The organism is Verrucomicrobiota bacterium (genome assembly GCA_016871535.1).
Taxonomy (GTDB): Bacteria; Verrucomicrobiota; Verrucomicrobiia; order Limisphaerales; family SIBE01; genus VHCZ01.
This window is the reverse complement of sequence record VHCZ01000157.1, coordinates 1-14675: the sequence shown is the minus strand read 5'-3', so window position 1 is coordinate 14675 and position 14675 is coordinate 1. Positions and strand designations below refer to the sequence as shown.

The 14675-nt window shown below is 60.8% G+C and carries 7 protein-coding genes and 2 pseudogenes; 5 read left to right on the top strand and 4 right to left on the bottom strand.

Translation table 11 applies throughout. The features are described from left to right. Positions 1-225: 225 nt before the first annotated feature. Complete coding sequence (locus FJ398_18345) at positions 226-2943, top strand: hypothetical protein (GenBank protein MBM3839890.1); 2718 nt, start codon at positions 226-228, stop codon at positions 2941-2943. A 227-nt stretch (positions 2944-3170) separates the two neighbouring features. Here FJ398_18345 and FJ398_18340 read toward each other — a convergent pair whose 3' ends face one another. Then, positions 3171-3935, bottom strand: a complete 765-nt coding sequence (locus FJ398_18340) for a DUF1559 domain-containing protein (protein ID MBM3839889.1) — start codon at positions 3933-3935, stop codon at positions 3171-3173. 360 nt (positions 3936-4295) lie between these two features. Between FJ398_18340 and FJ398_18335 the strand changes: the two genes are divergently transcribed. From FJ398_18335 to FJ398_18320, 4 genes and pseudogenes are all read left to right on the top strand, one after another. Further along, positions 4296-4532 carry a VCBS repeat-containing protein gene (locus FJ398_18335; protein MBM3839888.1) on the top strand — a complete coding sequence of 79 codons (237 nt, stop codon included), beginning with the start codon at positions 4296-4298 and terminating at the stop codon, positions 4530-4532. A 393-nt stretch (positions 4533-4925) separates the two neighbouring features. Continuing rightward, positions 4926-5207 (top strand): hypothetical protein, encoded by a 282-nt coding sequence (locus FJ398_18330; protein MBM3839887.1) that lies wholly within the window; start codon positions 4926-4928, stop codon positions 5205-5207. A 782-nt stretch (positions 5208-5989) separates the two neighbouring features. Beyond that, positions 5990-6079 (top strand): annotated as a pseudogene (locus tag FJ398_18325) (SEC-C domain-containing protein). Between the two features lie 213 nt (positions 6080-6292). Then, positions 6293-7678 (top strand): annotated as a pseudogene (locus FJ398_18320) (serine/threonine protein kinase). Between the two features lie 752 nt (positions 7679-8430). Here FJ398_18320 and FJ398_18315 read toward each other — a convergent pair. From FJ398_18315 to FJ398_18305, 3 genes are all read right to left on the bottom strand, one after another. Then, positions 8431-8661, bottom strand: a complete 231-nt coding sequence (locus FJ398_18315) for a hypothetical protein (GenBank protein MBM3839886.1) — start codon at positions 8659-8661, stop codon at positions 8431-8433. 206 nt (positions 8662-8867) lie between these two features. Further along, entirely contained in the window at positions 8868-12191 is a 3324-nt protein-coding gene (locus FJ398_18310; protein MBM3839885.1) for a glycosyl hydrolase, read from the bottom strand. Between the two features lie 377 nt (positions 12192-12568). Next, on the bottom strand, positions 12569-14395 hold the full coding sequence (locus FJ398_18305; protein MBM3839884.1) for an amino acid permease: 1827 nt from the start codon (positions 14393-14395) through the stop codon (positions 12569-12571). Between the last annotated feature and the right edge of the window lie 280 nt (positions 14396-14675).

The window sequence follows — 14675 nt, the reverse complement described above, 5'->3', positions numbered from 1 at the left end:
GAAACTTCCCAAACCCGGTAGGGCGGCGTTGCCGCGCAGCCGGTTGCCACACGGTTTTGCGGCACGTCCCAGGAATCTGGTAGGGCGAGCCTGTCCCCAGCGAGCCGAGTCGGACGTGTTCCAAGCCCGTCGAGCGGCTCGCCGGGACGGACTCGCCCCACCTTGCTTGCGCCGTTGGATTGAGGCTCGCCCAGGGAATGTATCTTGCTATCGTTGGCTCTCGTCATGCGGTTTATTCTGAACTGTGGGTTCATCTTTCAACTGAGCTTCGTCGCTGTTGCTGGGCAGGAATTGCCCGGTTCGTCCGCAGTCCGCTTTGAGTTCCGCGAAGCACTGGGTGTCGCGTACCGGGTTGAGAAGCCATCCGGCACGGGGTTGAATCGGAAGAGTCTCTCTCCGAAGATGGATTGGCTCAAAGCCTGGCCCGATCACAGATCGTCCTCCGCCGATTACATCAAACTGGGCAAACGAATCGTGCTTCAACTCAAGCAGCCGGACGATCTCACGCAGATTACGCAAGATCGGCCAATGCAGCTTGCTCGCCGTTTGACGGAGACTCTGTTCATCCTCGAATCGCCCGATGCCTGGACCGGTTTGCACGAAGCCCAGGCGCTGAGCCAGGACGCGCGTGTTGCGGCGGCCTATCCCGTGGCGATGCGTCCGAAAAAATTCTCCGGCAAGTACGCTCCGCAACCGAACGATCGCTATTTTTTTCAACCCGACCGGCCCAACACCGAATGGCAACCTTATCTGGAGAACCGCGACACCAATGGATCGCCCCTGGGCATTGATCTGAACGTGCGCGCAGCCTGGCCCTACAGCCGGGGCCAGGGCGTGATCATTGCTCTCGCGGACGACGGCGTGGACTTCGAGCATCCCGATCTGGCTCCTCAAAGCCAGGCGCGGCTGCACTATGATTTCTACCACCAACGCACCAACGGCTTGCCCGCCGGTCCCATCTCGAATCACGGCACAGCGGTGGCCGGACTGGCCGCGGCGAAAGGCGGCAACAAGATTGGCATCTCCGGCGTCGCTCCCGAGGCCAGCCTGGCAAGCTGGGTTCTGTTCAGCGATCAAGACCGTTTGGAGATCAGCGACGAAGCGTTGATGGACATGTTTCAATATCAATCCAACGTCGTCAGCGTTCAGAATCATAGCTGGGGCAAGGATGGCAAAGAGCAGCTTCGCGCGAGCGCCCTGGAGAACCTGGCGATTTCCAACGCGGTCACTTTCGGACGTCAGGGCCGCGGCGTGGTCATGGTGCGCGCCGGCGGCAACGGACGCACGCGAAGCCACGACGCGAATGACGACGGCTACCTCGCTGACCCGCGCGCCATCGCCGTCGCTGCGGTGCGGTTGGATGGGCGCGTCACCCGCTACAGCGCGCCGGGCGCGAATTTGCTGGTCGCGGCGCCCAGCGGGGACGTCGATGAAGAATCGACGGCGTGCAGCAGAAGTTCGCCGAACCTGCTGACAACGGATCGCGTTGGCGTGTTCGGGTTCAACGGAAATTCCTACACGAATGATCTGGCCAACTACGCTTTCGATTCAACCGGCTTCAGCGGCACGTCGGCGGCGGCTCCGCAAATCGCCGGGCTGGCCGCGCTCATTTTGGGCGCGAACAACAAACTGACTTATCGCGACGTCCAACAAATCCTGATTCACGCGGCGCGTCACGTGGACCTGGCGGATCCGGGTGTCCGCACCAATCGCGCGGGCTTCCGCGTCAGCCATAACCTCGGCTTCGGGGTTCCCGACGCCGGCCTCGCCGTACGGCTGGCCCGCACCTGGCCGAATCGACCGCCTCTGGCGCGCGCGACCTACACGTCGAACATGTCCGTGGTGATCCCGGATCAGGGATTGCGAGTCCTGGTCGCCGGCAGTTCAGTTCCGGCGAATCTCCAATCCATCGTCGCGCTGCCGGCGCTGGGACTTTTTCCGGATTCGCCGACGCCAGTGACGCCTCTGGTGGAGCTTGGAACGACCTCCGCGGGAATTAAAGCGGACGTGAAAGGCCGTGCGGCTCTCATTCAGCGAGGGGAGAATTATTTCTGCGAGAAACTGTCGCTGGCCGCCGCCGCCGGCGCATCCTTCGCCATCGTCTATAACAACCGCGACGCGACGGCGCGGTTGATCATGGGAGCGACGGAATTCTCCCGGATCCCCGGCGTATTCATCAGCCAGGCGGATGGAGAAGCCTTGCGCGACTTTCTGGCGACCAATTCAACCGCTCAAGCGCAGCTCGCGTTTCAGTCCGTCAGTTTTTCCTTCACGGTGAAGGAATCAATTCTCTGCGAGCACGTGGGCGTGCGCATCGACACGGATCACACCACGCGCGGCGATCTGCGGATCACGCTGCAAGCGCCCGGCGGCGGGCGAAGCGTCCTGCAAAGATGGAGCAGCGATGATTCACCCGGCCCGCGCGACTGGACCTATTACTCCGTGCACCACTTCTACGAAAGCAGCGCCGGCACGTGGACGATCTCCGTGGGCGATCTCGATGCGCGCGGCCTGGGCACCGTCAAGAGCGTGAGCTTGATCATTTCCGGCGTGCCGATCGCGGACAACGACGGCGACGCCCTGGATGACGCGTGGGAAATGCGGCGCCTGCAAACGCTCGCGCAGGGTCCGCTGGACGATCCCGACCAAGACGGTTACGCCAACGCGCGCGAGCAAATCATGGGCACGAACCCGCAGGTGTCAGACACTCCGTTCGAACTGGATCTTTCGCGCTGGAGCAGCCAGGTGCTGCGACTGAGCTGGCCCAGCGCGAGCAATCGGAGTTACGAGGTCAAAGTCGGCGTGGACGCGGCGCGGCTGCTGACTTTGGTCACGAATGTGCCGGGACGTTTTCCCGAAACGGAATGGTTTACGCCGGCCACGAATCCAATCCTCCAATTCTTCCGGGTGGAAACAGCGCCGTTAGAACCCGCCGTAAGGTAGCCAGCGTTGGCACAATCGCGCTCAGTGCATCCACAAGTTTATCAGTGATTCTGTCCTCGTAGCGCAGAGTTGCACTCTGCCGTATCGCAGAATTGCTTTCTGCGAACCGCCGACAAGTCCAGGGGCCTGGGAGCTTGCCGACGCCTTGCCGATTATAAATCGGCGATACAGCAGATTGGCAATCTGCGCTACGGCCACGGCCAACTTGTGGATGCGCCGGATTGCGCCTAAAACCAGAACCGCACGTTGCGGTCGTCGGTGTTGTAGCGTTCCTTCATCTCGATGAGCTTGCGCCAGGCGACGTGGCCGTCCAGAAAGAGGATATTGCCGCCGGCCGCGCGTTTGCTGACAAGATGCGGATTCCGATGTTTCCCGCTCGGATGAATGCCGCTGGGAATGTTCATGAAGTCCGGCGGGCTGCCCACGCACAAGACCGCGTCGGCGATTAACTCGCTTTCGACGACATTGGTGGAAGTGCTGACTTTGGTCCGGAATTCCTTGCCCCCGGCGTGGATCCGGGTGTCCATCGAGGAGGCGTTGAGGCGCTTTCCCAACCAGGAGTAGCCAATGATCCTTTTGGTGGCCGTGACGTTGGCGGCATTGCCGCCATACCACCACAGGTCTTTGGAATCCACCGAGGGCATGAAGCCTGGACAGTAAAAAGTCTCCCGCCCCGCGCCCGAGGAAATCAACGCTTCCACGGTCAAACGATGCACGTCCCACAACCAGGCGCCTTCCGGGGGATGTTGGGGAATGTTGTCGTTGTTGTCGTCGGCATACATTTGCACCGCCAGTCCGACCTGCCGGAGGTTGTTGCTGCATTTGGAGCGCCGGGCGCGTTCCTTGGCTGCCGCCAAAGCCGGCAACAACATCGCCGCCAAAATGGCGATGATCGCGATCACGACCAGCAATTCAATCAGCGTAAAAGCGGGCCGCAACCGCGCCGCAAAAGGCCGGGAGGGAATCGGAATGGATTTACGAGGCAGGTGCATAGGGGTCGAGTTTCGATGAGCGGGAGTGTAAGTTGGATTCAGTTCCAGTTCGAGAGAAAAACTGTTCCCGATTCCCGATATCCAAAACCGTGAACTTGCCTGTCCACACCAGAGCCAGGTTTGAAAAGCCCCGCGCCTCTGCCGTCCGCCCAGGTTTCACGCTTCCCATGAACCCGTCTCCCGGACCGTGGCCTTTAGGCCGCTTCGACGCTCGACTGCGGAGAGTGCGCGGAAGCAGCCTAAAGGCGCCTAAAGGCTGCGGTCCGCCCGGTCTCAGGTTCATGGGCGATCATGGTTCTAAAACCAAGGAAGCTTCCCATAACGCGCTCATAAAAGGTTGCTCCCGACTCTCCGGAATCTATGAAGGAACGCGCATGTCGCGAATCCCTCTTTCTCGCGCGAAAATTTCTCGGCTCCGATTTCTACGTGACCAATTACGGATCGAACACCTGGTGGCTGAATCGCAAGGACGGCACCTTTGCCAATCACACCGAGGCCAGCGGCGTGGAGGAGTCTTGGTTGTGGAGCAGCAGCGCGGCGTTTCTGGATTTCGACCGCGACGGCTGGCTCGATTTGTTTGAAGCAAATGGATTTTGATTCTGTCTGGATCGTCCTGCCGGACGGAACCCGACACTCGGCCGGCCCGCAAGCCCGGCGCGGCGAATACAACGAGTTGAAGTATTGACGGCGCCGCCACGTGGGCGCCGAAGTCTTCTCCCTCTCTTCCCGAAGGGAGGAGAGGGTTGAGGTGAGGAGGCGCGTTGGATCACTCCTCATGTTTCCAAGAAACCGCTCTCTCCAACTCTCCCCGCTCGTTCCTCGCCGGGAGAGGGGAAGACGATCGGAGTCGCTGACCGACACTTTCAATCGCACTCGATCTCCAGCGAACGTGCCCTGGCGCAGTGGAAGGCCCTCTGTTGCCAACCCCTGAAGTTCGCGCAGCGTTTTCACAAACGATTTCTGGATGAGCAACCGCACCTGGCCCAGTTGATGGCGGACTGTCCGGTGGCGGGCGATCCCAGCGCGCAGCGTTCAGGGCGTGCTCCCATGGTGAATCAGGCGATTGAAGAACACGTGACCGAGGTGACAGACCTGGCCGCACAGCTGGCGGAGGTCATTCGGCGAGAAGCAGGCCATCCACTACGACAGCTTTCGCAGGTGGAGGTCGAGCGGCACTTCGAGCCCGTGATGAAGGCCATTGAGAGTCTGCCGAAGCCAACGGGACCTGCGGCGGTTCCAAGCATTCAACCGCTCCTGGCCGGTGCTCGGTAGGATGACTTGCTGCGCGGAGTCTGCGTCGCTTACTGTGCAGACCGTGGGATTGACGACAGATCGACCGGAGAACCGTAGCGCAGATTTTCAATCTGCGGTATCGCCGATTTCCAATCGGCAGGGCGCCGGCAAGTCCCAGCGTGCTCGGACTTGGAGACGCCCCGCAGAACACAATTCTGCGATACGGCAGAGTGCAACTCTGCGCTACGAGCTTTGACGTCCATCCCGCGGACCAAGCAGTACTTCAGCAGCGCGCAACAGCAGGCGCTGGATTGGATCTTGGTCCCCGCGTTGTTTCGGCTGACGGTTGACTGGAGGAGTTCTGTCGAGCGGCGGCCCTGAACGCGCTCGGCTGTCTGGTGGCGTGGGAGGAACGCTCGCGCTCCGAATTGGTCGTGTATTTGCGCGAACTCCTTTCTGGGCGACACAAAGCCGAGGCCAGCCATTACACCTGGTCCTCGATCGTGAATCTGGCGTGCGGTTTGGAGGCGTGGGAACTGCGGCCGCAGATGGACGCGGTGTTTGCCCGCGGTTTGTTGGACGAATTTGATGTGGATGCCAGTCACGTCGCCGACGCTCACGCCGGAAAGTTCGGTTCGCTCTGGGATGATTTCGTCGAGATGCACGCGCCGATCCGCGATGTGGCGGAAGCCACGGACTTCCTGGACAAACCATTCGAAGAGGACGAAGAGGATTCGGAACCGATGCCCGAGAAGCCGCCGGCTCCCATCCCATCCGCAACGGGGAGCCTTACGACTGGTGCCATCACCGAGCCAGAGCCTCGGCCATTCACCGCGCCGCCCAAGGTTGGCCGCAACGAGCCTTGCCCATGCGGCAGCGGCAAGAAATACAAGAAGTGCTGCGGACGGTGAACGGCGGACTTGGAGCCAGCCGTTCTGACTGTCTTCAGACCGCGACGAGAACCGCGCAAATCCTCGAAGCTCCATCGGAAGCGATAGGAACCGCGTCGGAAGCGTGACGCAGATTCTAAGCGCTGCGATTTGTGATTCTCGTGGAGCAAATGGAGCAAACCTTTTCCTCGCGGCGTTTCAAGTTGTTTGGTAGAAGAGCAACCCACAGCCGTCATGAGCGCGCAGCCCAATCGCGAAGAGTGCATTTTCCACGGTGCGCTCCAATTGCCGAGTGACCGGGCGCGAGCGGCCTATCTCCACGAAGCCTGTTGCGGAGACGTTGAACTTCGCCAGCGGGTTGAGGCGCTTCTCCAAGAGCATCACGAGGCCAGATCCGGACCGCGGGCGACCCCGCCCGCAGCAACCCCGAAGCCTTCCAGCGCGCCGGAAAGTCCCGACGCCCCGACTGTGATCTCACCCGCTGCGGACGAGGCCGTCCGCGCTCCTTCCGAAAAGCCCGGCGATCGCATCGGCCCGTACAAACTTCTTGAAAAACTCGGCGAAGGCGGCATGGGCGTGGTCTATCTGGCCGAGCAAGAGCAACCGGTCTGGCGCCAGGTGGCGTTGAAGATCATCAAGCTCGGCATGGACACGCGGAGTGTCATCGCCCGGTTCGAGGCCGAACGCCAGGCGCTCGCGCTCATGGACCATCCGAACATCGCCAAGGTGTTCGACGCCGGCGCGACCGAGAGCCCTCACCCGGTCTCCGACCACCTGCCTGCCGCGACTGCGGCGCAGGCAGGCCCTCTCCCATCCGGGGTTGGGGGTGAGGGTGCACCGCGTTGATCCGCCGGTCGGCCCTACTTCGTGATGGAGTTAGTTCGCGGGGTGCCCATCACCGAATATTGCGACAAGAATCATCTCAACGCTCGGCAGCGCCTCGAACTCTTCCTCCCCGTTTGTCAGGCCATTGAGCACGCGCACCAGAAAGGCATCATCCATCGCGATCTGAAACCTTCCAATGTGCTGATCACGCTGCGGGACGCCCAACCAGTGCCGATGGTGATCGACTTCGGCATCGCCAAGGCCACGCACCAAAAGCTCACCGAGAAAACGCTGTTCACCAACCTCGGCCAGATGATTGGCACGCCGGCTTACATGAGCCCCGAACAAGCCGAGATGAGCAAACTCGATGTCGATACCCGGAGCGACATTTACTCGTTGGGTGTGCTGCTTTACGAGTTGTTGACTGGCACAACGCCATTCCTGGAGAAACGTTTGTGCAGCGCGGGTTTCGCCGAGATTCAGCGGATCATCGCGCAGGAGGAACCGGAACGGCCCTCCACGCGACTCACCACGATGGACAACGAGCAGCGCACGACCATCGCGCGCAACCGCGGCATGGAAGTCACTGCGCTTGGCCGCTTGCTGCGCGGCGATCTCGACTGGATCGCGATGAGGTGTTTGGAGAAGGACCGCACGCGCCGGTACGAAACGGCGAATGGTCTGGAGATGGACATCCACCGGCACTTGAACAACGAACCGATCTTCGCACGTCCGCCGAGCGCTACATATCGCTTCCGCAACATGGTGCGACGAAACAAGGTTGCCTTCGCGGGCGCAGCGGCGGTGGCGGCGGCTTTGCTGATCGGAGCGGTCGGAATGTCCGGTCTCTATTTTCGCTCCGAGCGTTTGCGCAGAGACGCGCAGCGGAATCTTTACGTAGCCAACATGAACCTGGCGCAGCAAGCGTGGGAACAGAACAATGTTGGGCGCGTGCGGCAATTGTTGCAGGAGACAGAGACGTATCCGGACCGGGGGTTTGAATGGTACTGCTGGCAACGCCAGGCGCACCTTGAATTGAAGACGCTTCGCGGACACCGTGGGCCAGTCCTTCGCATTGCCTTTTCCGCGGATGGTCAGCGGATTGTTACTGGCAGTGACGATCAGACGGCCAGGGTGTGGGAGGCATCCAGCGGCAAGGAACAGCTCACGCTCAAAGGGCACAGCGCTGAGATTGTTTCTGTGGCCTTCTCCCTGGACGGCCAAGTTGTGGGAGACTGTCAGCGGGAGGGAACTGCTCACACTCAAAGGGCACAGCGCTCCGATCATTTCTGTGGCCATTGCCTCGGACAATCAACGAATTGTCACAGGGGACTTCGGTCAGTTGGTCAAGGTGTGGCAGGCTGCTTCGCCAGAACAAGTGGCGGCGTGGCAGAAAGAAGAACGGGCCGCCGCACGACCCTGAAACTCGAATCCGAAATCCGACCCGAATACCCGCCAAGATCTCCGGTTGCCAGGTGACACCCCCGAACCGGGCTACGATTTGTTCTGCTGTCTCCCAGAACTTCGGCTGATCGATGGGAGTGCCGTCATTGTACCGCGTGGGTAAGATGATTTCGTAGCGTCTGAACGACATCGTCGTGGTGAAGACTCTCCAGGAGCGTGAATGAGACGCGCTCGGCGGTCAGCCATTCGAGAGCCGGGGAAGGAACAATGAGAACCTGGTCACGCAACACGGTCACTCGCCCGCGTTGCATCAGCCCGTGCAGCGCCTTCGCGCAATCGTCGCGGGATTCGATTCTGATCTTTGCGAAAGTCATGACTGAATGGAGTTAGTCGCCGACGTTGCCGCGATCAATTTGCGATTTCGACATTGTCGTTAAGGGGGGCCTGCGAGCCCAGGTTATCAGCGCGTCCGACGACCTCATCACGAGGACCAGGACTTGAAGGCCGCTTTCGAGTTTCGTCAGTCATGCATCTTTTGCGTTGCCGGAAGAGCATCGACGAGGCTTGGTGCGCTGCCTTTCTACTCCTTCTCCAGCACCCACCGCGGAATGCGGCCCGGCGTCCACGGCGCGCCGGCGGATTCGAGTTTGGACTCGAAGGCGGGCAAGTCCTTTTCAGCGAGCGCGCGCAAACCGTTGAGCGTTTTCTCGAAAACTTCGCCGGCGTAACGGTAGGCATCGCGGTGCGTTTGGGTGGGCGCGGACGTGACGCGCCATTGCGTGCCGACGATGCTTTGCACGCGGTCCAAAATGGATGGCGGCAAAGGTCCCTCACGTTTGGCCAGGGATTGATCGCCGCGCAAATGAATTTGCAGCGCGCGCAAGCGATCTTCCAGCGCCCGGAGCTCGAGCAGGAGGTCGGGACTGGCGCCGGGTGTTTGCGGGATGGCCTGCCGCAAGTGGTCAAGGCGGGTTTGGATTTCAGCGGCGGCCCTCACCGTGCCTTCGACTGCTCGCTGAAGTCGCGCCACTTTTTGACTGAAGGCCAACGCAGCAGATTTGTCCTTGGCGGCGAAGGTCGCCAGCTCCAGCGGAACGACGTGGAACGGGACTGGCGTGGACAGGTCCGTGGTCTTGCCATCCACTTCCTTGGCCAAAGTGACCGTGTATTTGCCGGGCAACGCAAGAGGACCGGAGACTCTGGGATTCTCGTAGGAAGCTTCCTCGTCCGGGTTCCTGGGCCGGAGGTTCACAGGTTCGGCGCTGGGAAATCGCAAATTCCATGCGGCGCGGTGAATTCCTTTCTCGCGCGACGCCGCCACGCGATTGACCACCTGGCCATCCTCGTCCTTGATCACGAGCCAGACGGTCGGCGTCTTTTCTTCGTCCTCGGCGCGGAGTTCGTCGAGCGTGGGATGGGCATAAGGCCTTTTAGCTTCAGCCGCCTTTTTTTCAGCTTCTTTGCGGGCTTCCTTCCGGGTCTGAACTTTTTCCCGGAGATAGTAAGTGAACACGGCACCGAACGGGGGGTTGGGTGCGGCGTAATAGGTCGAGCCGTGGGAACCGCGTCCGGTTGGTCCTCCCAGACGGCTTCGCTCCATGTAGCGCAGCGCGTCCTTTACCGGGAAGACATGCGCGTCGCGCTTCAGCAGATCCGGCGTCGCAAGCCGGAGCGGGCTGTAATCGTCGAGGATGTAAATGCCGCGTCCGAACGTTCCCAGGATCAAATCATTTTCCCGCCGTTGAATTTCAATGTCGCGAACCGGGATGGTCGGGAGCGTCGTGAATTTCGTCCAGCGGTTCCCGCCGTCGATCGTGAAGTAAGCCCCGAACTCCGTGCCGGCGAAAAGCAAATCGGGCTTCGCGTGGTCCTGCTGGACGGAAAGCACAACATCACGCGCCGGAAGGTTCCCGAAGATTGACTTCCAGTTTTGGCCCCGATTGGTGCTGATCAGGAGGTAAGGCTTGAAGTCGCCGTTCTTGTGATTGTCGAACGCAGCGAAGACGGTGTCCGCATGGTGGCGCGAGGCGGTGAGGCAACTCACGTAGGTGTTTTCAGGGATGCCCGGGAAAGTCTCGATCTTACGCCAGGTTTTTCCGCCATCACCCGTGACGTGGACGAGGCCATCGTCCGTGCCGACGTAGAGCAGGCCATCAACCAGCGGGCTTTCCGTCAGGGAAACGGAATTGCCGTAGATGGAAGTCGATTTGTGCTTGGCGACGGCGTCCGCGGGCTGGATGCGCCCCATCACAGGCAACGCGTTTCGGTCGAGGCTGCGCGTGAGGTCGGCGCTGATAGCCGTCCAACTGTCGCCGCGATCTTCCGAGCGAAAGAGGCGATTGGCGGCGAAGTAAAGGCGCTTGGAATTGTGCGGGCTCATGATCAATGGTGAATCCCAGTTCCATTTGAGCGGCGGTTCGCCCGGGGCTTCGCGAGGTTTGATGTCCGCGATTTCGCCGCTGCGACGGTCGAAACGCACCAGGCCGCCATATTGCCACAGGGCGAAGATGATGTTCGGATCATCGGGATCGACCACCGTCTCGTAGCCATCGCCGCCGACGGTGATGAACCAATCCGCCGAAGTGATGCCGGCGCGATCGGTCGTGCGCGAGGGGCCGCCTTGGGAATTGTTGTCCTGCGTGCCGCCATAGACGTTGTAGAACGGCCTGGCGTTGTCGGAACTGACGCGATAGAACTGCGTCACCGGGAGATTCTCCTTGAAATGCCAGTTCTCGCCGCGATCGAACGTTTCGTAAATGCCCCCGTCCCCGCCGACGAGCAAGTGGCGATTGTTCGCGGGATCAATCCACAAGGCGTGATCGTCCACGTGCCGGTCCTTGTTGCCGAGGCGCGCAAACGTTTTGCCGCCGTCTTCGCTGACTTGCAGAAACGTGTCCTCGGCATAGACGCGGTTCACCTCGACGGGGTCGGCGAAGAGTTCGTTGTAATATTGCGGACTGGAAGTCATGTACTCGCTGCGCTTGTCCCAGGTCTCACCGCGATCCGTGCTGCGGAACACGCCCCCCTTGCCGTCCGCCGCTTCAATAATGGCGTAGAGCACATCCGGGTTCACGGGAGAAATCGCCAATCCAATGCGGCCTTTGTCTTCGGTTGGGATGCCGTTCGTGATCTTGCGCCAGTTCGCGCCCGCGTCGGTGGATTTGTAGATTGCTGACTCCGGGCCGCCATTGATGAGCGTCCAGACATGACGGCGCCGCTGATACGCCGAAGCATAAAGGTGGTTCGGATCGCGCGGGTCAATGTGGACTTCATTGATGCCCGTGTCCTCGCTGATATGGAGAATGCGTTGCCAGGTTTTGCCGCCGTCGCCGGATTTGTACAGGCCGCGGTCTCCGCCGCTGCGCCAAAGCGGGCCTTGCGCGGCGACATAAATGATGTCGCTGTTCCTGGGGTGAAGGACGATGCGGCCAATGTGTTCGCTCTCTTTGAGGCCCAGGTTTTGCCAATGCTTGCCGCCGTCGAGCGAACGATAAATGCCATCGCCCCAGCCGACGCTGCGCTGGCTGTTGTTTTCGCCGGCGCCGACCCAGACCGCGTTGACGTTGTTGGGATCGAGCGCGACGCAGCCGATCGAATAGGCGCCTTGCTTGTCGAAAATCGGCGTGAAAGTGTGCCCGCCGTTGACCGTTTTCCAAACGCCGCCCGAAGCGACGGCGACATAATATTCGTGCGGGTTCTTCGGGTTGACCGCGAAATCGCCGATGCGTCCGGACATCAGCGCGGGGCCGACCAGGCGAAGTTTGAGGCCCGCGAAGATTTTCGCCGGGTCCTCAGAATCAGCCGAGCTTTGGCTGCTGGCGGGGGCTGTATTATCAGCGGCGACCAACGCGAACGAAGCGGTCAACGAATAGAGTAAGGCAAGGAAAGGAGAAGATAGTTTCATGGTGCGGAAGAGACTGGAAACATCGGACGGCAGAATCAGGCAGCGTTCCCTCGGCGTCAATGGTGGAGCGAGGATTCCCGCCGAACTGGGCGCATCTCTGAATGAGGACAAGTAACGCCAAGTTCGTAGCGCAGAGTTTCACTCTGCTGTATCGCCGATTTGCAATCGGCCCCGTGTCGGAAAACTCCAAGGCCCCGGAAACCTTCCGGTGCCTTGCGGAATAGAATTCCGCGATACGGCAGATTGAAAATCTGCGCTATGCCAGCGGCCATTCTGACCGTCCTCATTCGGAGCTGCGCCCGCCGAGCTTTCATTTCAAGAGCGCTCGGATCAGCTTCCAGGGCTCCGCAGGAGCGTCGTCCCACCACGCACGCCACTCACCCGTGAATAATCAACTGAATATTCTCCGGCAGATTCTTCGCGACCTCCGTGACGACGTCGCCCTTCAACAAGCTCGTCATCGTGCGCCGATGCGAGGCGCCCAGGATCAACATGTCCACCCCAAGCGTGGCGGAGAGGTCGAGAATGGTGGCAGCGGGATCGTCGCTCACGACATACACCGGGACCACGGGCACGTCGCTTTTGCCGCCCAGCTCCAGCACGCGATACATGATGCCGGCCGCGACTTTGTCGTCCTGCCAGCGTGGGCGTTCGGTGGATTCGAGCGGGCCGGGCAGGGCGACGGCCAGTTCCTTGACGTAGAGCACGTAGAGGGAGCCGCCGCGCAGCTTGGCTTCTTCCAGCGCAAATCGCAGCACGGGTGTGAAGCCTCGCGCCGCGACGAGGATCGTCTGGCCGCTCGTGAGGTTGAACTGGAAATCGGGCACCGCTTCCGGGGCCACGTGCGCTGCGACTTCCTCGCTGACGGTCAACGTGCGCAAGCCCGCCCGCCGCTGGGCATAATTCCGCAAGCCCAGGCCGACGCCGAGAACACAACAGGCGAAGAACAGCGCGTCGGGTTTGGTTTTGGCCACGGTGAGCTCGACGCAGAGGAGAATCAGGAACGTCAAGCCCATGACCGCGCGCTCCGGCCAGCGCAGTTGCAGCGCCTTGTTGAACGTGCAGGAACCCAGATTCACCGTGATCGCGCCAATCACGCCAATGGCGTAAAGGCCCATCAAGGATTCCAGGTTGTTCGAGAATTCGACCACGAGGATGGGCAGCAGGACAGCGATCGCCAGGGGCAAGCGAGGCACGCCGTAGGCGTTGAGCCGCGAGAAGGTTCGTGGCATTTCACCATCGCGCGCCAGCATGTAGCACAGGCCGATCAAGGCGGCCACGGCCGTGTTCACGGCGCTCAGGAGCAGGAGACCGACCACCACACCGACGACGATGCCAAATACCTTTCCGAACCCGCTGCCGAATGCGAGCGTACCGTATTGTTCGCCGAGCACACTCAGCATGTCCTCCCAACGCTGTTCCAGAAGCGGCTCCAGGTTCGGGGAAAGCGACAGCATCGCCCACCCCAACAACGCAGTGCCGACAACGACCTCAATAGCCACCGGCACGATTGCCATGCGCGCCGTTCGCGCGACGCGGGGTTGATCCATCGTTGTCCCAGGGTCCAGCTTCATGACGCCGGTCAGGTTCGCGATGGCTTCAACTCCGCTCAACGCCAGGATCATTCCGACGAACGCCAGCCAATTCGGCGAGAACTTTGTCGGCGGCTTCTCCAGGTTTGCCGTGGACAGGTGCGGAAGACTCAGAGCGGCGATAAGCATCACCACGACCACCATCGGGACGGCCAGGTAAATCGCCAAACTCCCGCTGTGTTTCGGACCGAAGAAATTGATGATGCCGATGGCGAAAATGAGTCCCATGGTGGCCCAGGCGATGTAGGCCTCCGGCACGCGAAAGTAACTCATCGCCGCCCACGCGCTCATGGCCGCGGTCACGGTGAAATTGGCCACCAGCAGCAGCGCCCCCATGACCGCCAGAAAGCGGCTTTGGTTGCGCGCGGCCGAATAGACGCCGCCGCCGTCGGGAAAATGTTTGCAAACCAGGACGTAGTTGTACGCCACCAGGCCGGTCAAAACGCACACCGCCACGATGATCGGAAGCGCCTGGTAATGGCCAATGGCGAAGGCGCCGCTGAAGGCGAAGCCGATCACGTAGGCCTTGCTCGTGCCCCAGTCCCCGTAGAGCAGGGCCGCCGCGCGTTTCCAATCGACGTTCCTGGGGCGATGAATCCCAAAGGTATCCATGCGCCTTAGGAAATTGCGGGCTTGATGACGGACAATCTCATGGCCGTATGCGGGCGGATACTGCATCCAGGCAGCGGGGGCAGTCAAACAGTCAAACAAACGCAAAGCACGTCCCAAAAACGTAAAACGTAAAACTTAAAACGCCTTAGGGTTTGTGCAAAAATAAATTCCGGTTTTGCTGGAGGCGATTTCGCTTTCTGGCGAGGCACGACGAAGGAGCATAGCCAGGGCTCTGCGACTGAGGAGAAACGAAGCCAGAAAGCGAAATCGCCCCAGCCCT